Source organism: Streptomyces neyagawaensis, from assembly GCF_023516595.1.
GTDB classification, from domain to species: domain Bacteria; phylum Actinomycetota; class Actinomycetes; order Streptomycetales; family Streptomycetaceae; genus Streptomyces; species Streptomyces neyagawaensis.
Genome location: NZ_JAMGBG010000177.1, coordinates 1 through 26,222 on the forward strand (window position 1 = coordinate 1; position 26,222 = coordinate 26,222).

Annotated in this window: 21 protein-coding genes and 4 pseudogenes; 12 read left to right on the plus strand and 13 right to left on the minus strand. The window is 68.7% G+C overall.

Annotation, left to right across the window (positions count from 1 at the left end):
• The 6 genes from M8J73_RS41385 to M8J73_RS41410 all read left to right on the plus strand — a co-directional run.
• The coding region (locus M8J73_RS41385; RefSeq protein ID WP_249829792.1) for a thiamine pyrophosphate-dependent enzyme at positions 1–1,010 on the plus strand (1,010 nt) is incomplete at its 5' end.
• Between the two features lie 125 nt (positions 1,011–1,135).
• Positions 1,136–1,657, plus strand: a complete 522-nt coding sequence (locus tag M8J73_RS41390) for a VOC family protein (RefSeq protein WP_055543002.1) — start codon at positions 1,136–1,138, stop codon at positions 1,655–1,657.
• Between the two features lie 983 nt (positions 1,658–2,640).
• Complete coding sequence (locus tag M8J73_RS41395; RefSeq protein ID WP_249829793.1) at positions 2,641–4,185, plus strand: ATP-binding cassette domain-containing protein; 1,545 nt, start codon at positions 2,641–2,643, stop codon at positions 4,183–4,185.
• Positions 4,182–5,384, plus strand: coding sequence for an ABC transporter substrate-binding protein (locus M8J73_RS41400; protein ID WP_055542294.1), 1,203 nt, complete (start codon positions 4,182–4,184; stop codon positions 5,382–5,384). Before M8J73_RS41395 ends, M8J73_RS41400 begins: the two co-directional genes overlap by 4 nt.
• Positions 5,385–5,439: 55 nt before the next feature.
• A complete protein-coding gene (locus M8J73_RS41405) occupies positions 5,440–6,303 on the plus strand; it encodes a branched-chain amino acid ABC transporter permease (protein ID WP_055542293.1) in 864 nt (287 codons plus the stop codon).
• Positions 6,300–7,322 carry a branched-chain amino acid ABC transporter permease gene (locus M8J73_RS41410; RefSeq protein ID WP_055542292.1) on the plus strand — a complete coding sequence of 341 codons (1,023 nt, stop codon included), beginning with the start codon at positions 6,300–6,302 and terminating at the stop codon, positions 7,320–7,322. The genes M8J73_RS41405 and M8J73_RS41410 overlap by 4 nt, the downstream gene beginning before the upstream one ends.
• A 39-nt stretch (positions 7,323–7,361) precedes the next feature.
• Here the strand turns inward: M8J73_RS41410 and M8J73_RS41415 are convergent.
• Both M8J73_RS41415 and M8J73_RS41420 read right to left on the minus strand, forming a co-directional pair.
• Positions 7,362–8,051, minus strand: a pseudogene (locus M8J73_RS41415) (ISL3 family transposase); the annotation flags it as partial.
• A 29-nt stretch (positions 8,052–8,080) separates the two neighbouring features.
• Positions 8,081–8,721: pseudogene (locus M8J73_RS41420) on the minus strand (nucleotidyltransferase domain-containing protein).
• Positions 8,722–8,807: 86 nt separating this feature from the next.
• Here M8J73_RS41420 and M8J73_RS41425 point away from each other — a divergent pair.
• Positions 8,808–9,143, plus strand: a pseudogene (locus M8J73_RS41425) (ATP-binding protein); the annotation flags it as partial.
• A gap of 36 nt (positions 9,144–9,179) precedes the next feature.
• On the opposite strand, the gene M8J73_RS41430 reads toward M8J73_RS41425, so the two are convergent.
• Genes M8J73_RS41430 through M8J73_RS41445 form a run of 4 tightly spaced genes read right to left on the minus strand, consistent with a single transcriptional unit; the run spans position 9,180 to position 12,185 of the window.
• Positions 9,180–9,359 (minus strand): hypothetical protein, encoded by a 180-nt coding sequence (locus M8J73_RS41430; RefSeq protein WP_055542289.1) that lies wholly within the window; start codon positions 9,357–9,359, stop codon positions 9,180–9,182.
• A complete protein-coding gene (locus M8J73_RS41435; RefSeq protein WP_063799309.1) occupies positions 9,356–10,636 on the minus strand; it encodes a HesA/MoeB/ThiF family protein in 1,281 nt (426 codons plus the stop codon). Before M8J73_RS41435 ends, M8J73_RS41430 begins: the two co-directional genes overlap by 4 nt.
• Complete coding sequence (locus tag M8J73_RS41440; protein WP_055537592.1) at positions 10,630–11,211, minus strand: ubiquitin-conjugating enzyme family protein; 582 nt, start codon at positions 11,209–11,211, stop codon at positions 10,630–10,632. The genes M8J73_RS41435 and M8J73_RS41440 overlap by 7 nt, the downstream gene beginning before the upstream one ends.
• Positions 11,208–12,185, minus strand: coding sequence for an SMODS domain-containing nucleotidyltransferase (locus tag M8J73_RS41445; protein ID WP_055537591.1), 978 nt, complete (start codon positions 12,183–12,185; stop codon positions 11,208–11,210). The genes M8J73_RS41440 and M8J73_RS41445 overlap by 4 nt, the downstream gene beginning before the upstream one ends.
• Before the next feature lie 440 nt (positions 12,186–12,625).
• On the opposite strand from M8J73_RS41445, the gene M8J73_RS41450 reads away from it, so the two are divergent.
• Complete coding sequence (locus M8J73_RS41450) at positions 12,626–13,696, plus strand: hypothetical protein (protein WP_157873069.1); 1,071 nt, start codon at positions 12,626–12,628, stop codon at positions 13,694–13,696.
• Positions 13,697–13,712: 16 nt separating this feature from the next.
• Here the strand turns inward: M8J73_RS41450 and M8J73_RS41455 are convergent, their stop codons facing one another.
• Together M8J73_RS41455 and M8J73_RS41460 are read right to left on the minus strand one after the other, a co-directional pair.
• On the minus strand, positions 13,713–15,182 hold the full coding sequence (locus M8J73_RS41455; RefSeq protein ID WP_055537589.1) for an SAVED domain-containing protein: 1,470 nt from the start codon (positions 15,180–15,182) through the stop codon (positions 13,713–13,715).
• Positions 15,183–15,352: 170 nt separating this feature from the next.
• The gene (locus M8J73_RS41460) at positions 15,353–16,693 is read right to left on the minus strand and encodes an NAD(P)/FAD-dependent oxidoreductase (RefSeq protein WP_372504102.1); all 1,341 of its coding nucleotides are present in this window, start codon (positions 16,691–16,693) and stop codon (positions 15,353–15,355) included.
• On the opposite strand from M8J73_RS41460, the gene M8J73_RS41465 reads away from it, so the two are divergent.
• Together M8J73_RS41465 and M8J73_RS41470 are read left to right on the plus strand one after the other, a co-directional pair.
• Positions 16,581–17,606 (plus strand): MFS transporter, encoded by a 1,026-nt coding sequence (locus M8J73_RS41465; protein ID WP_055537588.1) that lies wholly within the window; start codon positions 16,581–16,583, stop codon positions 17,604–17,606. The two genes, M8J73_RS41460 and M8J73_RS41465, sit on opposite strands and share 113 nt — an antisense overlap.
• A gap of 320 nt (positions 17,607–17,926) precedes the next feature.
• Entirely contained in the window at positions 17,927–18,307 is a 381-nt protein-coding gene (locus tag M8J73_RS41470) for an ArsR/SmtB family transcription factor (protein WP_055537587.1), read from the plus strand.
• 225 nt (positions 18,308–18,532) lie between these two features.
• Here M8J73_RS41470 and M8J73_RS41475 read toward each other — a convergent pair.
• The 5 genes and pseudogenes from M8J73_RS41475 to M8J73_RS41495 all read right to left on the minus strand — a co-directional run bounded on the left by M8J73_RS41475 (position 18,533) and on the right by M8J73_RS41495 (position 23,641).
• A pseudogene (locus M8J73_RS41475) lies at positions 18,533–19,770 on the minus strand (IS256 family transposase).
• A 139-nt stretch (positions 19,771–19,909) separates the two neighbouring features.
• Positions 19,910–21,337 (minus strand): amidase family protein, encoded by a 1,428-nt coding sequence (locus tag M8J73_RS41480; protein WP_249829794.1) that lies wholly within the window; start codon positions 21,335–21,337, stop codon positions 19,910–19,912.
• Positions 21,334–22,533: an MAB_1171c family putative transporter gene (locus M8J73_RS41485; protein WP_055541792.1), complete on the minus strand. Its 1,200-nt coding sequence runs from the start codon at positions 22,531–22,533 to the stop codon at positions 21,334–21,336. Before M8J73_RS41485 ends, M8J73_RS41480 begins: the two co-directional genes overlap by 4 nt.
• Complete coding sequence (locus M8J73_RS41490) at positions 22,530–23,003, minus strand: ImmA/IrrE family metallo-endopeptidase (protein WP_240501638.1); 474 nt, start codon at positions 23,001–23,003, stop codon at positions 22,530–22,532. The genes M8J73_RS41485 and M8J73_RS41490 overlap by 4 nt, the downstream gene beginning before the upstream one ends.
• Positions 23,004–23,089: 86 nt before the next feature.
• Complete coding sequence (locus tag M8J73_RS41495; protein WP_055541791.1) at positions 23,090–23,641, minus strand: hypothetical protein; 552 nt, start codon at positions 23,639–23,641, stop codon at positions 23,090–23,092.
• A gap of 720 nt (positions 23,642–24,361) precedes the next feature.
• Here M8J73_RS41495 and M8J73_RS41500 point away from each other — a divergent pair.
• Entirely contained in the window at positions 24,362–25,414 is a 1,053-nt protein-coding gene (locus M8J73_RS41500) for a hypothetical protein (RefSeq protein ID WP_063799290.1), read from the plus strand.
• A complete protein-coding gene (locus M8J73_RS41505; RefSeq protein ID WP_055541789.1) occupies positions 25,411–26,166 on the plus strand; it encodes an ATP-binding protein in 756 nt (251 codons plus the stop codon). The genes M8J73_RS41500 and M8J73_RS41505 overlap by 4 nt, the downstream gene beginning before the upstream one ends.
• Positions 26,167–26,222: the final 56 nt, after the last annotated feature.

The window sequence follows — 26,222 nt, forward strand, 5'->3', positions numbered from 1 at the left end:
AGCTACGGGCCTTCGCCGAGCGACTCGGCGTACCCCTGATGTCGGACTACGAGGGCCTTGGCGCGATCACGCTCAGCCCCGTGAACTTCGGTCTGCTGCAGGGGCTGAACGGGCTGCCGTCCGGAGCAGAGCCCGACCTGGTGATCATGGCGGGGCTCCGGTTCGGCCTCACGACTGCGCACGGCTCGGGTGCGCTGATCCCGCGCGGCGCGCGGGTGGTGCAGATCGATCCCTCCGGTGGCGAGCTGGGACTCCTGCAGCCGGTCGCGCTGTCGGTCGCCGCAGATCCGCTGCCCGTGTTCCAGGATCTCAACCGGGAACTCGCGGCCGGGCAGGCCACCGGTCCGGATCTGGCGGGCTGGCGGAACACCCTGCGGGCGCATCTTCAGCGGCGGCGCGAGGCCGTGGCCGCGCAGGTCGTCCACGACGAGCGCATCCACCCGTACGACACGGTACGCGCCATCGCCGCGGCGGTGCCCGAGTCGTCGGTGGTCGTCGCCGACGGCGCGCTCACCTACCTCTGGCTGTCGGAGACGATCTCCGAGACGCCGGTGTCCGCGTTCCTCTGCCACGGCTATCTCGGCTCCATGGGAGTCGGGATGGGAGTAGCGCTGGGAGCACAGGCGGCCGCTCGTGACACGAACGTCGTGCTCGTGACCGGTGACGGGTCCGTCGGCTACAGCCTCGGCGAGTTCGACTCGATGGTGCGCGCCGGGCTCGGAGCGGTCGTCGTCGTGCTCAACAACCGGGCGTGGGGCGCCACTCTGCATGCGCAGGAGATCATTCACGGCAAGGACAGGGTGGTCAACAACCGGCTGGAGAACGGCTCCTACGCCGCCGCCGCGATCGCGCTGGGTGCGGACGGCCACCAGGTCCGCACACTCGACGAACTCGCGCCCACCCTCGCCAAGGCTCTGCAGAGCGGGCGGCCGTCCTGCGTGGAGGTGCACGTGAGTCTCGACCCGATCCCGCCGGAGGAACGGGTGATCATGGGCGGCAGCCCGTTCTGAGCGTGCCCCTGCCACCACGCCCGCAGCGCGGGAAGTGGTGCGACAGCGGCCGGGAGCGGACCACGCTTCCGATACGTCATGGAGCCGGTCGACTGTGCCGGCTCACGATTCATCAGGGACTTGCCATGTTGTTCGACTTCGGCCAACCGACCGACGGCCTCATCCAGATGGCGTTCGTCGTCGAGGACCTCGACGCGGCGATGGCTCGGTTCAGCGAGAGCTTCCGGGTCGGGCCGTGGACGGTCCTGCGCGACTTCGCGGGCGAGAATCCCCGCTACCGGGGTGAACCCGCCCAGGCACGCGCGCACGTGGCGCTCGGTTTCGGCGGGCACATGCAGTACGAACTCATCCAGCCCGTCGACGACCTGCCGTCCGTGCATCGTGACGTGATCACCCAACGGGGATACGGCTTCCACCATTTCGGCTACGCCACGACCGCCTTCGACGAGGCGGTGGAGGCGATGCACCGGAGAGGGTACGAAACCGTGTTCACGGCCTCCGTCGGGTCGGACTCCCGTGTCGCCTATTTCGACACCCGCGACATCCTTCCCGGCATGACCGAGCTCATCGAAGCGAGCCCGGGCCTCAACGAAGCCTTCACCGACATGTACAGGGAATCCCTCGGCCAGGTCAGTCGGCCCCGGTGAGCCTCCCGTTCATCCGGCTCGCCGAAGTGAACGTGAGCTCTGCGGCGAAGTGACCGAAGACGGTGTCGTCACCGTAGTCGGCCGGCCAGGTCTGACCGACGCCGTCCCCCGGAGCTGTCCTGGGCGGCCGGCTGCGAGGTGCCGCCGGAACCGTCGGCGGCGGCGAAGGAAGCGGCCGCACCCGCGGCCAGGACGAGGGGCAGCCGGACGGCGGCAAGCGATGTGCGGGACGGCTGCATCGGAATTCGTCCACCCGTAAAGGTGAGTTCGAAGAGGTGGGCCGGCGGCATGAAGGCGCTGCGCGACCACGAGGGCTGAGGCGCGCCCCTGAGGCGAGGGCCGCAGGTTGGCGAGGCGCTCCAGGCGCGAGTTCCGCGGGCGCGCTCGCAAGTAATCCTGAAAGACCGGACCTTGCTCCTGATAACCCGGACCTCTCTAGCATCAATGAGAGGCTCTGGCGGCCACCGGGGAGTCGCCTCCTCTGGCGATGCGCGGGATCGCGGTGTCCCCCACAGGGGGTGGTGCCGGATAACCGCCTGTGCCGTGCGATGACGTGCCGGCCGCAGATCGAGGCGTCTATCGTCCGGTATCCCTTGGCCTGGAAGCCAGCACCCCGGACCGTCTGTCGGATCCGTCGGCCAGTCGGCGGCCCGTTACGGCGCCGATGCGCTGCCTGCCGACCCTACATCGCGACCCTCGGTGGTGGTGACGCACCTCTTCTGAATGTCCCGTGAATTAGGACTAGCGTTTCGACATGAGGGACCGTACGCTTCGCGGAAGTTACGGTCAACCACTCGCCGCGTGACATCGGGGGCATTCCCGGCGCGGCGGTGAGGAGTCACGGCATGAACAGACTGGATGCTGAGACGACCCCCCACGCCGGGGGTGGCGATGCCGATGTGTCGTCCCCGCCAGGGGCCGAACCTCGTACCGCAGCCTCGTCCGCAACCCTGCGAGGCACCTCGCCCGGAGCCCCTCTTCAGGTGCGAGGACTCGCCAAGCGTTTCGGCGGTGTCACGGCTCTCGACGGCGTCGACCTCTCGGTGGCGTCCGGAGAGGCGGTCGCTGTCATCGGTCCCAACGGCGCGGGCAAGAGCACACTGCTCAAACTGATCTCCGGAGTTCACCGCCCGACCGAGGGCGAGGTCTGGCTGGGAAAGCAGCGACTGGACCGGATGCCGGTGCACCGCATCACCCGCACCGGTGTCGCGCTGGCCCACCAGGTCCCGCGGCCCTTCCACGGACTGACCGTCCGGGACAACGTACGCATCGGAGCCATGGCGGGCCGACCGCACCTGCACTCCGACGGGATCGACGAGATCCTCGCTCAGTGCCGACTGGACATCAAGGCGTCCCGTCCCGCTGACTCCCTGCGGGTCCTGGACCTGAAGCGACTGGAGGTGGCGCGGGCCCTGGCCACCCGTCCCCGGTTGCTCATGTTCGACGAGGTCGCGGCGGGGCTCGTCGGCCGCGAGCTGGACGAGGCGATCGACCTGATCCGCCAGGTCCACGCCCAGGGCATCACCGTGCTTCTGGTCGAGCACATCGAGCGGGTGGTACGAGAACTCGTCGACCGTGTCTTGGTCCTCAACTGGGGCCGCCCCATGGCCGAGGGCGCACCCGCCGAGATCGCCGCCAACGAGGAAGTGCGTGCCGTTTACCTCGGCGACGGCGACGAGACGCGGACGCCTGCCGCCCGACGTGCGGCCACCCCCACGGCATCGGATGCCGCTGTTGTACTCGCTCTCGAATCGGTCAGCGCCGGTTACGGCGACATGCTCGCACTGCGGGACTTCTCGGTGCGCGTCCAGGCCGGGCAGATTGTGACCGTGCTGGGTGCCAACGGGGCCGGCAAGTCGACTCTGTGCGCCACGATCATGGGCGCCGTCGAGGCGAGGTCGGGATCCGTGCACGCCCTCGGCCAGGACATCACCGGCATGGCCACCCACCACCGGGCGCGCCTGGGCATCGCCCACTGCCAGGAAGGCCGCCGTATCTTCACCGGCCTCACCGTCGCCGAGAACCTGATGCTCGGTGCCCCGCTGGCACTGGCCAGGGATGAGGTACGCGGTCGTATGGAGCGTGTCCACGCGATCTTCCCGGTGCTGGCCGAACGTGCCGACCAGCCGGCCGGGACCATGTCCGGCGGCCAGCAGCAGATGCTGGCCGTGGGACGGGCTCTCATGGCCGACCCTCAGGTGCTGATCTGCGACGAGATCTCGCTCGGGCTCGCACCGGTGGCCATCGACGCGCTGTACAGGGCGCTGGCCGAGATCAACTCCCAGGGCGTCGCGATCGTGCTGGTGGAGCAGAACGTCAAGCGGGCGCTGGGCATCGCCGACCACGCCGTCGTGCTCTCCCGCGGACGTGTCTCCTACAGCGGCAGCCCCGAGGCCCTGCTCAGCGACCAGGCCCTGGACGCCGCCTACTTCGGCACCGCCGACGCCGCATCCGCCGCCGGCTCCTCCCCACCCCCCGTCCCCTCCGCTCCCCATCCGCTCAGCGCATCCGAAGGAGACCTCTCGTGATCAGATCCACCAGCCGCCGCATCCACGCACTCGGCGCGGCCGCACTGCTAGCCGCGACCGCGGGCTGTGCGGGCAACGCCTCGAGCAGCAGCGGCGGCAAGAACGACGACGGCGGCCCCATCGTCATCGGGACCAGCATCTCGCTGTCCGGCACCACCGTCCTCAACCAGATCCGCGACGGCTACCTCCTGGCCGTGCAGAAGGTGAACGCCGAGGGCGGCCTGGAAGTGGGCGGGAAGAAGCGGAAGGTCGAGCTGAAGGTGCTCGACAACCGCAGTGACACCAACACCATGGTGCAGCAGGTGCGTTCCCTGGCGCTCACGGACCACGTCGTGGGGCTGCTGGGCTCGTGCTGCCAACAGAACATCGACATGCAGGGCCAGGCCGACGCGCTGAAGGTGCCGCTGGTGATGGGCGCCCTCCCCGTCGAGCTGTTGCCCAAGGGCAAGGGCTACACCTGGGACTCCTTCCAGTCACTCGCCGACGGGGCCAAGGACTTCTACACCGTCGCCGCCGGGGCCAAGACCGACAAGAAGACGCTGATCGTCACCAACAATGACGCACAGGGCATCTCCACCGGCAAGCTGTGGGGTGCCACCGGCAAGAAGGCCGGTTTCACCATCGCCGCCACCAAGGCCGTCCCCACCGGCACCACCGACTTCTCCGACGTCATCAAGGCCGGGAAGTCCTCGCACGCGCAGGTGCTGATCGCAGCCATGGCCCCTCCGGACTGCTTCGCGATGTGGAAGCAGATGAAAGCCCTGGCCTACAAGCCCAAGGTCGCCGTCGGCGTGCAGTGCGCGCAGACGCCCGGCTGGGGCTCCCTCGGCAAGCTCGGCGACGGCACCCTCGTCCAGCTGAACTGGTCCGACACGGCCGGCCTGCCGGAGACGAACCTCATCGTCAGCAAGTACGGCAAGAAGTACACCAACCTCACCGACCTCGGCTCGGTCGCCCTCGGACTGCACGAGGCGACCATCCTCCTGGACGCCATCAAGTCCGCCGGAAGCACCGACGCCGACGCCATCAACAAGGCACTGGCCAAGAGCACCACCGTCTCCGCGCAGGGCCCCGTGAAGTTCGTGGACAACAAGAGCGTGACCCCCACCTTCATCGGTCAATGGGAAGGCGGCGCCATCAAGCAGGTCTGGCCGGCCAAGGGCGGTTCCCCGCTCGCCTCGCTGACCGGGCTCGGCTGAGGCCCGGCATGAGCGCGCCACGACCCGCCACGAGCGTGAACGAACGGAGCACATCGTGACCCTCGACGTCCTGGCCGCCGGTATCCTCTCCGGCGGCCTCTACGCCCTGATCGGACTGGGCATCTCCCTGGTGTTCGGCGTACTGGGCCTGATGAACCTGGCCCACGGCGAACTCGTCATCGCTGGCGCCTACTTGGCATCCCTGCTGGTGGTGGACTCCGGCTGGGACCCGTTGCTGGCCCTGCCCCTCGCCATGGCGGGCGTCGCCCTGATCGCCTATCCCCTCCAGCGGTATCTGCTCACCCCTCTCCTGAGAGGGGACAAGAGCGCGCCGCTGGTGGGCACCTTCGGGCTGTCCCTGCTCGCCCAGGCACTGTTCCAGGGCGTGTTCGGCACCCACCCCAAGAGTCTGCCCGCCTCCTACGCCGACTCGGGCATCTCCGTCCTCGGCCTGCGGATCCAGACGATCTATCTCATTGCCTTCGCGCTGACCACCGTCCTGTGCGCCGCCACCCACCTCGTCCTGACCCGTACGCGTGCCGGAAGCGCGGTCCGGGCGGCCTCGGCAGACCCGGCCACCGCCGCCGTGCTCGGCATCAACGTGTCGACGGTGTACGCCATGACCTTCGCCGGAGCCGCGGCCCTGGCCGCAGCCGGAGGAGTCCTGACCGGCGTCGCCCAGAGCTTCACTCCCACCAGCGGGCTGCCACTGCTGCTGACCGGCATGGCCGTGATGGCCCTGGCCGGCATCGGCAGCGTCGGCGGGGTCCTCCTCGCCGGCATCGCTCTCGGCGTCCTGCAGTCGGCCAGTGTCCAGCTGTTCGGCGGCGGCATGCGCGACGTCGTCGTCTACCTCGCCTTCTTCCTCGTCCTCGCCGTACGCCCCCAGGGCCTGTTCCGAAAGGCGGCCACCGGATGAAAACCCCGTCCGTCCCAACAGGGGCATCGAAGGCCCTGTGGCCCGCGGCCTCCCTCGCGGCCCTCACCGTCGCCGCTTTTGCGCTCGCCCCGGCGCTCTCCCTGGGACAGCTGGACCTGAGCGTCACCCTGCTGACGTATCTGACCATCGCCCAGGCCTGGAACGTCCTCGCCGGCTTCAGCGGCCAGATCTCCCTCGGCGCCGCCGCGTTCATGGCGACCGGCGGCTACACCACCGCCCTGACCCTGGTCCACACCGGCCTGCCCTGGCCCGTCGCTTTCCTCGGCGCGGGCGTCGGCGCGGCACTGCTCGCCCTGCTGCTCGCCGTACCGCTGCTGCGGCTGCGCGGCGACTACTTCGCCGTGGGCACCCTGGCCGTCTCCATCGCCATCCAGGCCCTGCTCAGCAACTGGAACTGGGCCGGCGGTGCCAGCGGCCTCACTCTCCCCACGGAGCGGATCCCCAGCGGCGGCAACCTGTACCAGATCGCGGTCCTCGTCGCCGCCCTGGCCATGGCGCTCACGCTCTACGTCCGGCACAGCGCCTTCGGACTGCGGCTCACCGCCGTACGCGACAACGAGCCGGCCGCTGCGGGCCTCGGTGTGTCCGTCTACTGGCACCGGCTCGCCGCACTGGTCCCCACCAGCGCGCTCACGGGGCTGGCCGGAGCAGTGATCGCCTTCCAGTTTGTCGTCATCTCCCCAGACGGCGTGGCCAGCGTCAACTGGAGCCTGAACGCCGTCCTGATGTCCGTGGTCGGCGGCGCGGGCACCGTGCTCGGACCTGTCGTCGGCGTGGGTGTCGTCTACTACGGGCTGACCCGTCTGCTCCAGGACCAGCAGACGCTGTCCCTGGTCATCGAAGGTCTCCTGCTGGTCCTGATCGTGCGGTTCGCCCCGCAAGGAGTCTGGCCCCTCGTCTGCCGCGCGGTACGGTTCCCGGCCGCCCGTCGGCGGGTCTCGCCGGCCACTGCGGAGACCGGCTCTGACAGCAGCCCCCAGAGGGTGTGTCAACCTTAACGGCTCTGGCCCGTAGTCGATGGTAACGCGGAGTAGCCGTCAGGGCAGGAGGATGCGGTGGCGGAGGAGGTGGAATCCGGCGCGTCCGTGCATCTGTCGCATGATCCTCTTGGTGCGGGTGTTGACGCCTTCTGTGCGGCCGTTGTGGTAGGGCAGGGTGAGGCCGGCGTTCACGGCGGCCCGGTCGATTCGAGACCATTGGTGAAGCTGCGCACGTGAGGCAGGCCGATGGCCCGGGCGGTCGTGATCCATCCGATGAGTTTCACGTCGTTGCCCTCGGCTGGTTTCAGCAGGGTGGCGAAGCCGCGTACGAGATCGGCGAGTGCGGTCATCTCCGGGCAGGCCGCAGAGATCTTCTCCAGCAGGGCCGTTTCCTTCGGGCGCAGGTTTTCGGGATCGGTGAGCAGGAGGCGGCTGGCGTGACGTGGGGTGGTGACGGGCGGTCGCCTTCGGCGCGGCCCTGGTTGACGTAGCGGACCAGCAGATTGGCGCTGCCGGTGTAGCCCAACTCCCGGATTTCTTCAAGGAGGTGGGTGACCGGGACGGCGGGATCTTTGGCACGGCGCCGGCGCAGGTGCTCGCGGTAGGGGTCGACGAGGGTGGGCCGGTAGGCGGGGCGATACGCAGGGCCTGGGGTTCGGGCATGCGGGCGTAGCGTTTGACGGTTTTCAGGGCCAGGTTGAGGCGGCGGGAGCAGTCGAGCAGGCCGACGCCCTGGCCGAGGAGATCGGCGCAGACTGGCTTCCTCGGGGAGCCAGCTACAGATCCGCAATCCAGGGGTGCCCCGGGTGTACGCGGTCGAGTAGCTCGGCCAGGGTCTCGCGCTGAGCCGGGGACATGTGTGGGACGGTCGCGTTGAAGTCTGATTGATCTTTGCGACGGGCGTGCTTTGCCTTGAACAGCAGGACCAGTTCGGGCGCCAGATACGGGATGCCGTCTCGGGTGCGGTGGATGACGTCGCTGTAGGGAAGCCGGATCCTCTCATCTCGTCGGCAGATCCAGGTGTCGCCGTCGTGCGGTTCGCGGAACACGTCGAGCAGGTAGTTGCCGGTGGCCGGATCGCGGAGCCAAGTCTGATGTACGGCGCCAGCACCTCCGGTATGGCGTCCTCCCAGATCCGGCCACTGCCTACCGCGTCGAAGACGTATCCGGGGAAGCGGTAGCGGACCTCAGGAAAGCGCGCGGCCGGAATCGCGATCTCGATGTCCCCATGAGCGCGCGTTTGCCTGCCACGGAAGAGGTCCAGCGCCCAGCCCGCGGCCACGTACCAGGGCGTGCCGATCCCGGCCAACTGCTGCGCAACCTCACTCGGGGTCCAGCAAGACGACCACTTGACGTGGAGGGCGTCGATCTCGCCGGGTGACAGTTCAATCCCGCCGCTGGGCAGTTGCTCGCTCACCGCAGGAATCTATCAGCGGTCTCCAAGGGAGCCCCAGGCCAAGATCGATAAAACAGGCCAGCGGCACCCGGAGCCGGACATGGTGCAAGGCCGCCGAAGACCAGGGCCGGCTGATCAGCAAGCTCACCAGCTACCTCCGCCCCAGCGTCCTCGTGGTCGACGAGGTGGGCTACCAGCCACTGGAACGGGCCGAGGCGAACCTGGTCTTCCAGGTCATCTCCAAGCGCTACGAGAAGGGCTCGATCATCCTCACCTCGAACAAGACCTTCGGCGAATGGGGCCAGGTCTTCGGCGACGAGGTACTGGCCACCGCGATCCTCGACCGCCTCCTGCACCACTGCGAAGTCGTCTCGATCAACGGCAACAGCTACCGGCTAAAGAACCGCCTCCAGGCCATCGAGCGAGACACCGACGTGGCCTGAGCAGTGGCGCACATAACTTCGTACTCGGTGGTGCACTCAGAGGAGTACCTGGACACCGGGGGTTCCGGCGTAGTGGACGGTGACGATGTCGTGGGTGTGGTGGCCCAGCAGGATGCCTCCGGTCTCCGTGGTGTGGTCGGCCGTGCGCAGTTCGGTGGTGACGATTCGGGTGGCTTGGGCGGTGAGGTGCACGGCAGTGACGGGCTGCTGGGTCATGGGGCTTCGCAGGTGGGGCAGCCGGATCTCGGTGGTGTGGCGGGAAGCCAGCGCAGCTCGGCCGTGTGGCCGAGGTCGAAGGGTGGGGCCCAGTCGGGTTGGCGACGCAGGCCGAACAGGGCATGCTCTCCCGGCAGTCGCTGGTCGGGGTGTCCGGCACGTTGGAGGACGGTGGCGACGGCGGTTTTGGCTGCGAGCTTGGCCACCAGATGCAGGTCGGAGCCGACGGCGGTCATCGGCCGGTGGCGGGTGCCGGTGCCGTACCCGGCGTCCAGGGCGGGCTCGGGGTCGAGGCCGCCTGCCTCGGCGAGGCTCCGGCGTCTGCAGGTGAGGCAGCCGTGCTGGGGCCAGGGGCGCAGTCGCAGGATCTCGCCGAGGGCACCGTCCTGCAGGACGCACGCGAGCACTGCGGTGAGGCCGGCGCGGCGGGCCAAGTGGCCGGTGACGCGGCGCGGGGCCACTCCGTCTGCCGTGCACACGACGAGGTGGGTGTCCGCGAGGAGGGCCCGGATGTGGTCGGCGTGCTCGATGACGTCCAGGGCCTTAGCGCTGACGGTGGTGTCGGGGCGCAGTGCGGCGAGTTCCTCGGCGAGGGCAGTAACTTTGTGTCGGCCGATGTGTCGGCGGGCGCTGGTGTGCCGGATGAGGTTGTGCCAGTCGAGGCGGTCGGGGTCGATGAGGGTGAGATGGCCGACGCCGTAGCCGGCCAGAGCGTGGGCGGTGGCCGAGCCGATGCTGCCCGCCCCGACCAGCATGATGCGGGTGTTCTGCAGTTCCTCTACAGGCCAGTGACCGGCGAGTTGCCTAATTCCAGTAGTTTCGGGCTCGGCCGACGCCTCGATGGGCTGGAAGCCCGCGCGGGTGACGTGCCAGGCGACGAGGTCGGGCAGGCCGCTTTCGGGGAAGGCGTCCTTCACGCCGGGGGCGTGGGTGATGGCCACATAGCCGCCTTCCCCCGGCGTCTTGAAACCACTGGGCACCGCGTCCCTGAAGGCGTCCAGCTTCATGGACGTGCCCCGCCGTGCCCGCAGGAGGTGCCAGAGCGCGTGCAGTTCACTCTTGGCCTGGTACCAGTAGCCGGTAGGACGGGAGTCGCAGCCGGCGAGCAGGCGGGGGGCGGGGGGCGGCGGGTCGACCGAGATGATGGAGCCGCCGCCCTCAGAGATACCGCCCACCACCGCTAGGTCGTCCGGATGGCTGATACGCAACGACAGTCGGCCCCACGCGCCCGAGGCGCGGAGTCTGGTCGCGGCGTCCTGTGGGATGAGGATCAGCACGAGGGACCGTCCTGTCCGCCGGTGTCCGGCTCAGGGCCAGTGGTGTCCTCGGGTGGCGGGGGCTGGGCCAGGAAGTGGTCGAGGCGATCGTCGGTGACGATACCGCTGCCGGTCATCTGCTCGATCATCTGGTGTTTCATCAACGCGTACTCGATCCGCCAGCCGGCGGCCTTCAGCAACAGATCGACAACCGACTCGCGGCCCGTCCATACGTCGTCCCGCAGAAGACACAGGCTGGCGTCACCGTTGACGTGCCAGCGGTGCTGGGTCCATTCAAACGGTTCGGGCAGTGGCTCCACGGGAACGAGCCGGGGCGCCACCATGGGGTAGGCCTGGCTGTACTCCAGACGCAGAAGGAGCCCTTCCTCGCCGATCCAGGCGGTGAGATGCTCGGGCTCGAGCCTCTCAAATGGCCAGCGCGGCAACCTGCCGTCCCAACTCCCTGCCCCGGCCTCGTTCCAGACGAGGCCGGGGAACTGAGCGGTGATCTCCGCATGGTCACGGTGCAGTCGGCGCGGTTCGCACGCCCACCAGGTTTGGTGCGTGCGGCCGTTGGGCGTGTGTGCGGTGGTCATCCCTGGGGTGCGTCCTTGATGGGCCGCGGGGTGATGAGCGCGGGTGTCCCGGTGATCGGTGAGGCGGGCTTGGCCAGAGCGGCAGGGGCCGGGAAGTCGTCGCCGAAGATCTTCTGCCACAGGCGCAGCGCGTTGTCTGTGTCTCCCTCGGCGGCAGCAACGCAGGCCCGCTCCGCGAGGTCTGCTGCCTCGGCGAAGGCGTCGGACAGACCTGCATGGTCCAGGTCCGGCTGGATCTGACCGCACAGGCCCGCCGGGTCCCACACGCCCTCGTGGACGCAGACCGCGGCGGCGGTGAAGAACGTCTTTAGCGCCTGCGGGCGGTTGCCGGACCTGGGCATACAGTTGAGGGCGAGGACCTCCATGACGAGAGACTTGATGCGTCCCTCGACCGGGGCGGTGAGCCTCCACTGTTTGAGGACCCTGACCAGGGGCCGGAAGTGCGGCCAGTCCCGCTGGTGGTCGGCGACTTGGTCGATGAGGTACTCCGGGTCGGCCGGGACCCACCGGGTGTTCAGTTTTTCGGGGATGAGCAGCGAGCCGTCCTCCTGGCGCAGGGCCGCCATGACGTCGACGGTGAAGGCCTCCGGGTCCTCCGTGTCGTCCAGGAAGCACTTGACTGCGTGATTGCGCAGGAGAGTGTGCCGGACCTCGTTGGCATGGGTGCCGTTGGTCTGGCTCAGCAGCCGGTTGACCTGGGTGCGGACGTGTTCGAGGGCGTCCTGGGCGCTCGGGCCGTCGTTTCCCCAGTCGGGGTGCTCGTCCGAGTCGTAGACGATGACGACGTCGACATCATGGATGGGCCTGAGCTGCGTGCTGCGGCTCAGGGAGCCCGAGCCGAACGTCTCCAGGATGTCCGGTTCGCTCAGCAGCGCGGTTTTGAACAGGTCTCTGCGCTCGCGGGCGAGTCTGGTCTTGTCTATGTCTTCGTTGACCGTCTTCTGGAATGTGTCGAATGCGTCGTCGATCCCCATGCGGTGTGCCTCCTCAGGCGCGTCGTCCAGCCCGGGTGCACGTCGGGTCCGCCGCCTCCCGGACGGGGGCCAGCGGCCACAAACAGGCATCTACGGCTGCTCGTTCACCACAGTAAGACCCACCACTGACAAACCCTCCTGCACCAGGACTAGATGATCTTTTACGGCAGTGCCCATCCGCATTCCAGCCGCGTACTTTATGCAGGTGAAACGCACCGTCCGAGCTCTTGCCTCGCATCAAGGGCCCGTGCCGGCCCCCGATGCAGGCCTCGGCCAACGGCAGGAGGACGACACGGCCGACCGGAGGGAAAGACGGGATCTTCGCGTCTTCGCGGGCATACAGCGAAGGAGACTTCAGGTGGAGACCGGAGGCACGTGTGAGGTGGCATGGGCAGCTGAGGCAGCTGCTGCTCTCCCGGGAGGGCGGCGGTACCGTCCTGATGGCGGTCTCCACGGCCGTCGCGCTCGGTGTTGTACCGAGCATCCTGGAGCAGTGGACCACGCGGCAGTGGGTGTTTGTCGTGGTCTTCACAAGCGCTCTCGTCCTGGTGCTGGTGGGGTGGGTACTGCAACGCCCCCGCGGGCTCGGCGTGGTGATCAGCCTGTATCCGGCGGAGCGCACGCAAGCCTCGCGGGTGTCGGCACTCAAGAGTGCTTCCCGCGCCGCGCACAGCACGACGCTGGTCGTCGACCGCGCGGTCCTGTGGCCCGGCGAGCACTCTGCGCAGAACCGTTCAGATGTCGCCGACTTCGTGGCCAGGCTCATCGACGCACAGATTGAAGAGTTGCGGACCGTCGGCGGAGCGGAGCCTGAGGTCGCGCTGTATGTGCTTGCCCATCTGCAGGACGGGTTCCTTCTGGGCCGACGCCTGGCAGACGATGCACAGCTGTCGCTGGCCGTGATGCATCTGTCGCAGCAGGCCGGGCGCTCCGTGGTGCCTGGAGTCGATCTCGGGAGCTCCCTGCGTGCTGCGCTCGCTCCCCGGCAGCGCGCGCGGGTCACCGAGCTCCTGGCGTCCCCCGTGCACGGCCGTCCGCCGCTCGTGGAGGTATCCGCCGCAGCCGGACAGCAGCGTCACCGGATCGCGCTGATCGTACGTCTGGCATCGGCCGGCTCAATGATCGACGACGCCCGTTACGTGGCGGCAACCGGACAGGTCGCCTACGGGCCAGAACACCACACCGGCTACCAACTGCCGGGGCCTGTCCATGAGAACGGTCCGTGCGGCGCCTACGTCGTCGTCGACACCGGCAACGCCTACCTGCCCGACGATTCCGCTCTCTACGCCGCGATGACCACCTACGTGTGGGAGTGTTGGCAGACAGCACGGCAGGAGTGGGCGCAGCGTCTGGGCGGGACCACAGCGGTGGAGGGGCTGTTGTTCTTTCACGGCCCGCTGCCGGTCGCCGTCGCGCTGGGCTGGCTGACGGCCCGCGACCGCCTCACCCTGGTCCACCACGACCTGCGCCTAGCGCGCGGCACGACGCCGCCCGCGGCGTCGGGGTCGTAGAGGGCTTGCCGGGCCCTCATGCGTCGATGACAAAGGCCTTTTCGTACACCTGCTGGGCGTTGACGTCCTCGTACACGGTGGTGGGGCGCAGCCGGTTCCACCGGTTGCCCAGCAGCAGGGCCAGGCCCTTGGGGCCGGCCTGGAAGAGGTGGATCGCGGGGTGAGCGCGGCAGGCACGACGCAGCAGGTCCCGGATACCGACGGCCAGGGCGCTGGCCGTCGCTGCGTCCGGGATGGAGTTGTCCTTCGCCCCGCCGGGCGGGCGCAGGACCAGCAGCCGGGAGACGGGCACGTGATGCTCGCGCAGGAAGTCCAGCACGTCCTGCGTGGGATCGGTGGCGACCGCGACGGCTACGGCAAGATCCGGTCCGAGGTCGAGCGCGTGCTCGTCGACGGCTGGTGTCAGCGGGGTCTCGTACGGTGCGGTGGATGACCACAGCTGGTCACGTTGAGCGACGGCGAGGTCCGAGCCGGCCACCATGCGGAAGGCGGCACCGACCAAGAACGCGGGCGCCAGACGCAGGCTGCCGGTGACGGCAACGGTGGTGGTGCCTGGCGGCATCCGATACGGAGCGGCCTCGATGTCCACCTGCAACTGCGCCCAGGTTGCCGGGGCCAGCGGGCGTCGCTTCACGTATGGTGAGGCTCCCTCGAAGCGGTCCACCCAGTCCAATGCGTAGTCGGCGTCCTCGGCCATGGGATCCGGTTTCAGGGTGGCGATGGACAGCACCCGACGCGATGAGCCGGCTTCCAGGTGCAGGTTCCGGATGGCCTCCCTGATGTCCGCCAGGGACAAGCGGCGCTGCCCGTCGGCGACTTGGCGGGCCACCCAGTCGGCGCCGGAGTGCATGGCCTCCTCACTGAACCGCAGTCCAGCGGCGAACATCAGCATCTGCAAGTGCTCGTGCAGGTGCATCACGTCGCGTGCCAGGTCAAAGCGCAGCACCTTCAGCAGGTTCAGCAGCCTCTCCTCGGTCAGCCCTGCGGCGTCGGCCCAACGCCTGCGTGCCTGTCCCTTCTTCGACCGCGGGCCCTGCTGCGCCGCTTTCGGGAGCAGGAGCTGGGTGCGGGAATCCCGCAGTGAGACCAGCGGGTCTTCTGCGTCCGGAGACCGGTTGCTCAGCAACGCCAGATCGACCGGAGTTCCGTCCTTGGTGAGTTGCTGCCAGGCCTGCGCCATCTTCTGCAGGATCGAAGGGCCGCCGCGATCACTGAGCTTGAGGAGGTAGTCCTCGTTGACCGGAGTGGAACTGTCCGCGGCGTACTTGACCTGCATGTACGTGTGCGGTGGCACCTGCCGGTACAAGACGACGTCATCCAGGTTCCCCGCATCGTCGACCTCGGCTCCGACCGCCACCACCGGGTTGGGTGCGCGCAGCGCCGCGTCTCTCATCGCGGCGACACACGCCTGCCAGGCAGCCAGCCACTGGTAGCGGTCTCCAGCGATACGGACACCCGTCGAGCTCGGGGCAGGCAGGTCAGACACTGAAGCGATCTCCCAGGCGTCGGGTCGCCACCATCGCGGCCATCGGCAAGCTCGTCAGATCATCGCCGCAAGCAGCGTCGAGCCGGAAGTCCTACAGAGCACAGAGCCGACGGTCATGACGGTGGACGTGTCGCGACCGGTCCCCCGTTCCGGTCGCGACCCGGGCGCGGTCACGAACCGCAGCAGCCGCCCGCCGGGGTCTGCTCGGCAGCCGCCCCGACTGCGGCGGGGGCGTCGAGCTGGATGAGCTGCGGCGCGGGCGCGCAGCAGCCGCCGCTGTTGGTCTGAGGGGCGTCGGGGGTGTCGAACAGGCCCGCGCCACCGCAGACTCCGGTCTCCGGAAGAGTCAGTTCCACGCGGTCGGCGGATTCGAGGTCGCCGGCGATCGCCGCGGCGACGGAGCGGACCTGCTCGTAGCCGGTCATCGCCAGGAATGTCGGGGCGCGGCCGTAGGACTTCATCCCGACCAGGTACACGCCGGGTTCGGGGTGGGACAGCTCGCGGTGGCCATGGGGGTAGACAGTGCCGCAGGAGTGCTGGTTGGGGTCGATCAGCGGAGCCAGGGCGACCGGTGTCTGGAGGCGCTCGTCCAGGCCCAGGCGCAGCTCGTCCAGGCAGGACAGGTCGGGACGGAAACCCGTCAGCACGATCACCTCGTCGACCGCGTCCAGGCGGCGCCCGTCCTCGCCGACCAGGACCGGGCGGCTGTCGGCGTCGCGCTCGATCGCCTCGGTACGGAAGCCGGTGACCGCGTCCGCATGGCCCTCGTCGACGGCGGCCTTCGCCGCCAGACCCAAGGCGCCACGCGCCGGGAACTGGTCGGCTTCGCCACCGCCGAAGGTGGAGCCCGAGATGCCCCGGCGCAGAATCCACAACCCCTTCGTTCCCGCGCCGTCGTCGGACTTCGCCAGGTCGGCGAGGTAGGCGAGGGCGGTGAAGACGGAGGCGCCGGAGCCGATCACGGCGGTGCGCTTGCCTGCATACCGGGCGCGGACGGCGGGGTTCTTCACGTCCGGGACGCGGTAGGTGATCCGGTCCGCGGCGGCCTTCTCGCCGAGGGCGGGCAGCCCACTGCCGCCGGCCGGGCTTGGCGTGGCCCAGGTGCCCGAGGCGTCGATGACGGCGCGGGCGAAGACGCGCTCCTCACGGCCGTCGGCGTGGGCGACGTGCACGACGAACGGCTGGGCCTCACGATCGGCGTCGACGATCCGGTCCCGGCCGGTGCGGGACACTCCGGTGACGGTGGCACCGGTGCGGACGCGGTCGCCGAGGACGTCGGCGAGTGGCTGCAGGTAGGACTCGGCCCACGGGCAGCGGCCGCTCAGCCGGACGCCTCCAGCACCACCGGCTGCCACCGGCTGGAGCGCGGCCACGACCACCGGCGCGTTCTCCGCCGCTCTGGTCGTCTCCGCCGTGGCCGGCATCCGTATCGGCCGCATCCTCGACGCCCGCGGCCCCCGCACCGTCATGACCGCCGGCTCCGTCGTGGGCACGGCCAGCCTGATCATCATCGCCGCCGCGCCCAACCTGGCCCTGTTCAGCATCGGGTGGCTGCTGGCCGGGCTCGCCATGGCCTCCACCTTCTACCAGCCGGCTTTCGCCGCGCTCACCCGCTGGTGGGCCCCCGAGCACATTCGTGCTCTGACCGTCGTCACCCTCGCCGGCGGCCTGGCCTCCACCGTCTTCGCCCCCCTGACCGCCCTGCTGGCCAGCCACTACAGCTGGCGGCACACCTACCTGATCCTGGCCGCCGTCCTCGCCGCCGTCACTGTGCCCGCCCACGCCCTTGCACTGCGCGGCCCCTGGCCGCCCGCTGTGGCACGCACATCAACCGGCAAGGCCCTCAGCACGGCCGCCATCGCCCGCAGCCGCCCCTTTCTTTTCCTGGCCGCCGCCGTGACCCTGTCGGCGTTCGCGATGTACGCGGTCGTCATCACCCTCGTTCCTCTGCTGCTCGACCGCGGCTACGGCCCCGCCCAGGCCGCCTGGGCCCTAGGACTGGGCGGAGCCGGACAGACCCTCGGCCGCACCCTGTATGCCACTCTGGCCCGCCGAAGCCCGCCGGCCCTGCGCGCCGCTGTCCTCATCGCCCTGGGCGGATCGACCACCGCCGCCTTCGCGCTCATCCCCGGGCCCTACCCCCTGCTGGCCACCCTGGCCGTCCTCGCCGGCACCGTCCGCGGCAACCTGACCCTGCTGCAGGCCACCGCCATCACCGACCGGTGCGGCACCCACCGCTACGGCTGCCTCTCCGGACTCCTCGCCGCTCCCGCAATCACCGCCTCCGCACTCGCCCCCTTCGCCGGCACCGCCCTGGCCCTCCCGCTCGGCGGCTACCCCCACCTGTTCGCCGCCCTTGCACTCGTCTCGGCCCTCGCCGCCGTGATGGCCTGGCAGACCGCCCCCACCGACGGCCCACACTGAGAAGCCCGAGCCGCAGCCCGCAGCCATCCGCGCCACTCAGCACCGTAGACGCATCGGCAGCGAACTCGTCACCCTCCGCGCATACGAGGGAAGGCCGAGACTCGCTGCCCCGTCGCCACCCACTGCGGCAGGCGCACGGCCGACTGACCGAAGCGGGGGCGGCCACCTTCTCCGTCTGCCCAGCGGCGCTTCGCGGCAGTGATCCCGCCAGCGGCACCAGCCGCCCGGCGCCAGCGGCGAGCCGCCGGACATCAGGCGAATTCACAGTGCGTCCATTTTTGATCGCACATCAGTGATCACCCAGCGTCTATGGTTGAACCGTGACTCTCATAGAGCTGCAGGCGTCGGAGGACGGATTCCTCGAGGGCGGCTCGTGCGGACCGGGACTGAACTGCCAGCCCCTGGACCGCACGGAGGCCGAGCAACTGTCCGCGATCTTGAAATCCATCGCCGATCCCACCCGGCTGCAGTTGTTCCGGCTACTGGAGCAGGCCCCCGACGGCGAAGCCTGCGTGTGCGACCTGGCAGACAGCCTGGGACTGCGCCAGTCCACCGTCAGCCACCACCTGAAGATCATGACCGAGGCCGGGCTGCTGGACCGGGAACGACGCGGCACCTGGGCCTGGTTCTCCGTCAACCACGACGGGCTGCAGCGGATCCGATCCATCCTGGACCCGGCACCCCGCGCTGCATGCAACTGACCGCTGCTTCGGGCCGGTCACACTCCATCACCACCTCTCGAGGTTGACCGCATGGCGCGTGTGGTGCATACCCGCCGCGGCATTTTCGCTCCCTTCAAGAACTCGGCGGATCGGTACTGGTCAGCTGACATGACCAGCCATCACTGATCAGGCAAAGTTCGTGGGTGCTCGGTCACGTCCGCTGGAGCGGTGTAGCGACGGCCACTCGGTGATCTCGTTTTGAGGCTATGCGGTGAGTTCGGTGGGCATGACGGTCTCGTCGGTTTCTGACTCGATCGGGTGGAGGCGGGCCTTGGCCAGGAGTTCGCGGCCCATATAGCGGCGGGCCTCGGTCCACTCGTCGTTCTGCTCGGCAAGGACCGCGCCAACGAGCCGGATGACGGCGGTGCGGTCGGGGAAGATGCCGACCACGTCGGTGCGGCGGCGGATCTCCTTGTTCAGCCTCTCCTGCGGATTGTTCGACCAGATCTGCCGCCAGATCTCGCGTGGGAAGGCGGTGAAGGCCAGCAGGTCGTGCTGGGCGATGTCCAAGTGGGCTGCGGCTTTGGGGAACTTGGCTTCCAGTGCGTCCAGGACGTGTCGCATCTGGGCTTTCACGGCGTCGGTGTCGGGTTGTTCGAAGATGGTCCGCGCAGGGTCGCCACCCAGGGCTGGGCCGACTTGGGGACCTGGCTCAGCAGGTTTCTGGCGTAGTGGGTCCGGCATCGCTGCCACGACGAGCCGGGCAGAACGGCACCGATGGCGTCGACGAGGCCGGCGTGGGCGTCGGAGATGACGAGCTGGACGCCGGTCAGGCCGCGGGCGATGAGCGAGCGCAGGAAGGCGAGCCAGCCCGCGCCGTCCTCGGCGGTGGCGACGTCGATGCCGAGGATCTCGCGGTGTCCGTCGGCGTTGACGCCGACCGCGATCAGCGCGTGGACGTTGATGATGCGGCCGCCTTCCCGGACCTTCTGGGTCAGTGCGTCGACCCAGACAAAGGCATACGGACCGGCGTCCAGCGGCCGGTTGCGGAACGCGGCAACCTGCTCGTCCAGGTGCTTGGCCATTGCGCTGACCTGGGACTTCGACAGCTGGGTGACGCCGAGGGACTCGGCGAGCTTCTCGACCCGCCGGGTGGAGACCCCGAGCAGGTAGGCGGTGGCGACCACCGAGATGAGGGCCTGCTCGGCCCGACGACGACGTTCGAGTAGCCAGTGTGGGAAGTAACTGCCCTGCCTCAGCTTGGGGATGGCCAGTTCGACGGTGCCGACCCTGGTGTCCCACTCGCGCGGGCGATAGCCGTTACGGTAGTTGACGCGTTCATCGCTGACCTGCCCGTATTCCGCGTTGCAGAGGGCATCGGCCTCCGCGGACATGAGCGCGTCAGCAAACGTCTTCACCATCGCGCGCAGCAGATCGGGACTCGCCGCGGCGAGGCTGCCCTCGGCGAGAGCGTGCAGGGGCAGACTGTCTGGTGCGGTCATCGTGCTGATCTCCTTCGAGCTTCGACATCTCGAAGATCAGCCGGTGGCCGTTCATCTATGCGGGCACCATCCCGATGCCGGAGCAAACCCCCGGATCAGGTCGAACCCGTACACCACTTCCCAGGACGCAACCGGGTGCTCATCCTTCGACGTCCGCAGTGGCACCGGCGATTGTTGCAAGTTGCTCTGCCAGAGCGAGGACAGTGCGGTCAGCGTACGGGGCGCCGATGATTTGGACGGCAATGGGCAGGTCTTTGTCGTTCTTGCTTACGGGGGCGATAGCAGCAGGCAGTCCAAGGTGGCTGATGAGATTCGCCCAGCTTGTCTGGTCGAAAAAGCTGCGCTCTTCTCCGTCCACATGAAGGGTGCGGCTGCCGTTCGGGATGGCCTGGGTCGGCGCGGCGGGGGTGATGAGCACGTCGCGATGTTCGAAGAACGCCATCCAGGCGGCGCGTTGGCGGGCGCTTTCCTCTCGGGCGATCAGCCAGCTGCGGTGAGCCTGGGTCCGGTATCGCAGAGCGGTCGCTCGGGGGGACGTGTCGTGTGTGGGCAGTTGGCATGCGCTGGTCTGCTCGGCAGTGAACGCGGCGTCGGTAGCACCGAGGGCGGCGTTGGCGTAGAGGAGCTGTTCGAACAGTCCCGATGCTTCAGCGAAGCCGACCGGGCCGGGCGTTTCGGTGATGTGCGCTCCGGTGGCGCCCAGCTGGCACATGACGTGTTCGAGCGTCGCAGCGGTGGCGTCATCGACGGGGCAGCCAGGGTCGTTTGGCCAGATGGCGATGCGAAAGTCATCGAGCTGTCGGGGGGGGTCGGGCAGGCTCAGTCGCCATGGGGTGTTTTCATCCGGGGCGGGCGTGGTGAGTGTCGCGAGCATGAGGGTCAGGTCTCGAGGATGTCGCGCGAGGGGGCCAGGGGTGAGCATGTCGCTGGTGGTCAGCCAGCCGGGTGGTCGAGGGATGTGTCCTCGGGCGGGTACGAGCCCTTGGGTGGGGCGCAGGGCGTAGACGCCGCAGTAGTGGGCCGGCAGGCGGAGGGAACCGGCGAGGTCGCTGCCGAGTTCGAGGGGGGTCAGCGCGGCAGCGACGGCTGCGGCTGCTCCGCCGGAGGAACCGCCAGGGGTCAGGGTGTGGTCGTGCGGGTTGCGGGTGGCTCCGAAGATGGCGTTGTCGGTGTGGAGGTCCTGGCAGTAGGCGGGGACGTTGGTCTTCCCCATGATCACGGCGCCGGCGTGGCGGAGTCGGGCGACAGCGTCGGCGTCGCGCTCGGGGATGTGGTGGTGGAGGTCTTCGGCCCCGCAAGTGGTGCGCAGGCCTGCCGTTTCGAAGGAGTCCTTGATCGTGAGCGGCAGCCCATCAAGCGCGCCGACGGCCGCGCCTCGGGCGCGGCGTACGTCTGAGGCGTCGGCTGCTCGTTGGGCGGCTTCGATGTCCAAGGTGACGACGGCGTTGAGGGTGCTGGCCTGGATCTGTTCGAGGTGGAGATCGAGTAGGCCGCGGCTGGAGATGACGCCCTGTTGCATTGCGTTCAGCTGGGTGTGGGCCGGGAGGTGGACGTAGTTGGTGCTCATGTTCTTACGGTCTCGGGGAGCTCGGGATGGTCGTGCCGGGCGAAGTGCCGGGCGATCGCGCGCAGGGCGTCGAGGTCCTCGATCGGGTGTCGGGATTCCATGTTCTGGTCGGCGAAGTCGGTTGGCCGTGCAGGCGGCGTGCCCTGGGTGTGGGCGGCAAGGGCAGCGCGGATCTGGTCGGCAGTGACGGCCGCGTGGAGTTCGTCTCCCGAGAGACCGGCGGCCCGGTGCCGCTGTTCGCTGGCCTGTCGTGTGTCGTGGTCGAGGTAGGGGCGGACCGCGGTCTGTCCGTCGCGGATCTCGACGACACGGCGATACACCTTGAAGGGGATGCCTTGGATGAGCGATCGATCGTCAGCCATGGAGCCGCTGGGAGTGAGGGCGATCTCGGGGACGACGTGGTAGAAGGCCAGCCACAGCGGGTGCAGCTGGCGATGAGCACGGCGGAGGCCCCACCGGTACGAGGTGTTTCGCGCCTGGGCGGTGAGGGTGGGGATGAGCCAGCCAACAAGGGTGAGAATGGTTCCGAGGTCGCCGCTGATCCAGGCGAAGTCTTCCCAGCCCGTGAGGGAGGTGCCCATGGCGGCAGCGATCACGTTGCCGATCCGTACGGCGCTGTAGCCGAGGGTCACGGCCGCGCCGACGGCGACGGTGCGCAGACCGACGCGTACGGCTGCGCGTGGGCTTCGGCCGGCCAGGCGCCAGCTCGCCACGGACAGGTAGCCCTCGGCGAGCGTGTAGGCGCTGATGTACACGGTGAGGTAGGCCGCGTAGACGTGGTCGTGCGCGTAGTAGAGCGTGAAGTCCGTCGGCCGCTGCACGGCGGGCGTCAGCAGGAAGAACAGCACAAAGAGGGCGGCGACGACGACGGCACCGGCGCCGAGCCAGTACCAGGACATCCGCCGGGCCCGGTCTGCCGGTGAACTCCAGTAGCTCAGGACGATCTGCTGGCCGGCCAGCAGGGCCACCACGCAGCTCATGGCCAGCGGCACGGCCAAGTTCCTTGCACCGAGGGCCTCGTCGATGGCCCGCCACATGGAGCTGATCGAGAACAGGAAGCTGAGCGCCGAGAGCAGGTAGACGGCGACTAGCGCGGCCCACGCGGTGTCCCGGCGCCGGGCGGGAAGGTCTCTGAGCAGGCACGCGAGGCCGATCAGCGCAACGGTCAGGCTGATCGGGTGCAGGATGTCCTTCACCGCTCAGCCTCTCTTCTGCTGAGCAGCGTGTGGGCGATCCGCTCCTGGGTGTCGTCACCCGGCGGCGACGCATTGCGTAGCCGGTGTTCGATGACCCGGCCGTACAGGTACGAGGCGAGGAGCTCGGCGTCGTGCTCCTCGGCCTCCTCATAGCTGCTGCGCGCGAGCATCATCTCGACCAAGGCCGGGTCGAGCAGGGGCGCGAACCCCTGCGGAACCGCTTCGGACGGTCGGCGTGCCTCGTGATGGCCCAGCAGGACGTGGGCGATCTCGTGGCCTATGACGTGGTCCTGGTGCGCACGGCTCGTCCGCGGGTCGTAGAAGATGTAAAAGGCGTTCTCGGTGACGTAGCAGACGCCGCAGCGCCGCCCAAGAACCGTCTCCGCCGCTTCAATGTGCACGGCGCGCCCTGTCCGGCGGGTCTCCTCATGGCGCAGGTCACGGATGCTGGCGACCTGGGGGAGCTTCAATTGGGCCAGTATTTCTGGCTGTTGACGACGCGACGACCACATATTGCTCTCTGTTTCTCGCTCTTCTGAACACACTTGACTTAGCGTCAGTCGGAGGCCGGTGGGAGCCCTTCGAGTTCTCGCACCCTGTCAACTTCCTTGAGCACAGCGGCAATACTGTCTGACGAAAGCCCGATCATCCGGTAGAAGACGCTCTCGATTCCCGCCTGCTTCACCGACTTGACCGCAGCAAACTGCTGCAGTGCCGCTGCCGCCACCTCTTCGTCATCGAAGAACTTCTCCGGGAAGCCGAAGGACCGGGCGAGCCACTTTCGGGCATCATCGGATGGGTTCACACGCTTCCCGGTGCGCAGCAGCGAGATGTAGGAGTCGGAGAGAGAGCCTCCGAAGCCGGCGATCTTCGCCGCCACCTCCTTGTTGCTGTAGGGCCCGCGCTTCGGGGGGTGCACATGCTCGAACAGCCAGTTCAGTCGCTCGCGGAAGACAGTGCTCTCATCGGCGGAAGCTCGCCCAGACAAGTCATCCATGATCATTTCCTCGACATCGATCCACGTGATGCCACCACCGTACGTCACCGTTGACTGGTGTTGACTGGCGCCCCGAGGATATGAAAAGTTCTCCACCGCCAGCACCCCCACGGCAGGATTCGAAAGCCCAACCAATGACTCATGTATTCACATGCGCAATCGCAGGATCAACGTGACGGCGGACACAGTCCACTCGGTATTTACGTCACGCACTGACGAGAATTCCCCCTCCGCTCGTCCCGCGCCGGCCATACGCGAGTTCAGTCCTGCACCAACGCCGGGAGCAAGCAATAAACACCCGTCGGAACCCGCCATGGAAAACCCACAGGAGATTGACCGGGATTTTAGTTTCCTCACCCTCGGGCAAGCCGCTTGGTGAGGGAAGCGGGTATGCCGGTGACTTGTCGAGAGCCCTAGAGCCAAGTCTGGACCTTGACACGACGGCGTGCGTATGTTCGTCGTCCCCTCGGCGGGACCCCGCCGGGATCGAGAAGCTGCAGAGAGGGTCAGCGTGTACCGCGTGACTACCAGCTGGGCCTTATAGGACCCGCTGGAAGGGCGCCGGTGTCCGAGAGGTGCGACTCCCGGACACCCGACGCTTCATGGCACTCCGGACCGTGCGAAGGCCGGAGATTTACCCATATCACCGCACCGGCCCCTTCCAGGGGGCACGCCGGCGCGGGTCTACTGCACTGGAGAGTGTTGCATGTCGACTGCCTTGTGCGAAAGGTCGAACGCCTCGACCTGCACGGCAGCCTTCCCTGTGTCCATCCCGACCTCCGTCCCGTCCTCTGTTCAAGGGTCCTTGGCCCGCCGAGGAGGTCGCCGCTAATGGCACGTATCCGCACTGTCAAGCCTGAAATGTTCGAGTCGGAGTCGCTGGCCGAGTGCTCGGTGACCGCCATGCTCACCTTCATCGGGCTGCTGACGCAGGCCGATGACTCCGGCCGCCACCGCGACCACCCGGCGATCATCGCCGGACGGTTGTGGGCCTTGCGCCCGGAGCACACCGCCGCCCACGTCGCCCAAGACCTGGAGGAACTGGCCGCATCCGGGCTGATCTGCCGCTACACCGGCTGCGACGGGCGCACGTGGTTGCACGTCGTGACGTGGGAGCAGCACCAGAAGATCAACAAGGCCACGGCGTCCCGGGTGCCGCGCTGCCCCAGCCACCAGGGCCACCAGTCGTGCGGCAAGTGCCAGAACAGCGATTGCCCCACGACACGTGAGGCGTCCTCCCTGACATCTCCCGGAGGGCTCCGGGAGGACTCCGGGAGCCCTCCGGGAGGAGTGGACGGCCTGGCACCGACCGACACCGCTCCAGCCGAGTCGGCCGCAGCGTCCGGCGGGCCTGCCTCCGCGCCATTCGATGATCCCGCTGCCGCTGTCGTGGCACCGCCTGGGAGATCTGCAGGTGAGGCGGGGTTCCCGGAGGACTCCGGGAGGGCTACGGGAGGAGTACCGGAGGGCTCCCGCTCTGGATCTAGGATCTTGGATCCTGGATCTTTCCTTACGGGGCGCGAGGCGCCCGCGCCTGACGCCGTCCCCGGATCGGTCTCCGCTAAGGAGCTGGTGGCCGAGTACGTCCGGGACTGCCCGCGCCGGCCGCCGGAGGACTTCCTCGGGCTCATGGGGCGCAAGATCCGAGTCCTGCTGGACGAGCGCTTCGACCCGCAGGACATCCGTGCGGCGCTGGAGCGGCTGCGGGCAAAGGGTCTGCACCCGAGCGTGCTGCCGAGCCTGGTGAACGAGGTGGTCAACGCCCCGCAGGGCGCCTCGGCGCCGTCGTCCGCCTCCGGCACGGGGCCCTGGGCCAGCGCCTCGGGGTACACGCCCTACCTCAACCCGACCGTCGAGCCGACGACGTTCGGAGGCCGCCTGTGACCCGCACATCCCTCACCGACCCCCAGCCCGCCGTCGGCGAACGACTGCGCGCCCGCCTGGAAGCGAAGCTGGCCGAGCGCGGCATCGACCCGACCGCGCCGCTGCCGGACACCCCGGAGCCGATCCCGGCGCTGGAGGCCGCGCAGGCGCGGATCCCGGTCGACTACCGCGACGCCGTGGTCGAGCACCCCGACGTCGCCGCCTGGGTAGGGACCATCGCCGATGCGGCCGTCGAGCCGAACGTCGGCGGGCTCAACCCGCACTTCGGTGCTGCCGGGCGTCGGCGGATAGCGCACGGGACCTCGCTGCTGCTGTGGGGCAGCACCGGGGCGGGGAAGACCCACCAGGCGTACGGCGCCATCCGCGCGCTGACCGCCGCCGGGTGCGGCGTCTCCTGGTACGCGACCACCGCAGCCGACCTGTACGCCGAAATGCGTCCAAAGGCCGGCGTGGACCCGGAGCACATGCTGCGTCGGATCGTGCGGGTGCCGCTGCTGCTGCTCGACGACCTCGGCGCTGCCAAGGGCTCGGAGTGGACGGAGGAGATCACCTTCCGGCTGGTGAACTGGCGCTGCCAGAACCGCCTGCCCACGATCTTCACCACCAACCTGCCGCCCGTCCGCGACCACAGTGTGGCTGCGCAGCAGCCGGTTCTGCGCGACAAGATCGGTGACCGCGTCCTCTCGCGCCTGTCCGGCATGTGTACCCCAGTCCACTTCACCGGGCCCGACCGTCGATTCCTGCGCCGCTGACACGGGCTGTTAGCTCCCTCAACACCACCTCCTGTGCGGCACCGCCGCGCCCCACC

Coding starts and splice junctions, on each gene's coding strand:
- M8J73_RS41445 (WP_055537591.1), bottom strand. CDS start 12,185: ATGGGGATCGACGACGCATTCGACACATTCCAGAAGACGGTCAACGAA.
- M8J73_RS41410 (WP_055542292.1), top strand. CDS start 6,300: ATGAAAACCCCGTCCGTCCCAACAGGGGCATCGAAGGCCCTGTGGCCC.
- M8J73_RS41460 (WP_372504102.1), bottom strand. CDS start 16,693: ATGATGATCAGGCTGGCCGTGCCCACGACGGAGCCGGCGGTCATGACG.
- M8J73_RS41450 (WP_157873069.1), top strand. CDS start 12,626: ATGGCGGTCTCCACGGCCGTCGCGCTCGGTGTTGTACCGAGCATCCTG.
- M8J73_RS41430 (WP_055542289.1), bottom strand. CDS start 9,359: ATGACCCAGCAGCCCGTCACTGCCGTGCACCTCACCGCCCAAGCCACC.
- M8J73_RS41500 (WP_063799290.1), top strand. CDS start 24,362: ATGGCACGTATCCGCACTGTCAAGCCTGAAATGTTCGAGTCGGAGTCG.
- M8J73_RS41440 (WP_055537592.1), bottom strand. CDS start 11,211: ATGACCACCGCACACACGCCCAACGGCCGCACGCACCAAACCTGGTGG.
- M8J73_RS41480 (WP_249829794.1), bottom strand. CDS start 21,337: ATGAGCACCAACTACGTCCACCTCCCGGCCCACACCCAGCTGAACGCA.
- M8J73_RS41390 (WP_055543002.1), top strand. CDS start 1,136: ATGTTGTTCGACTTCGGCCAACCGACCGACGGCCTCATCCAGATGGCG.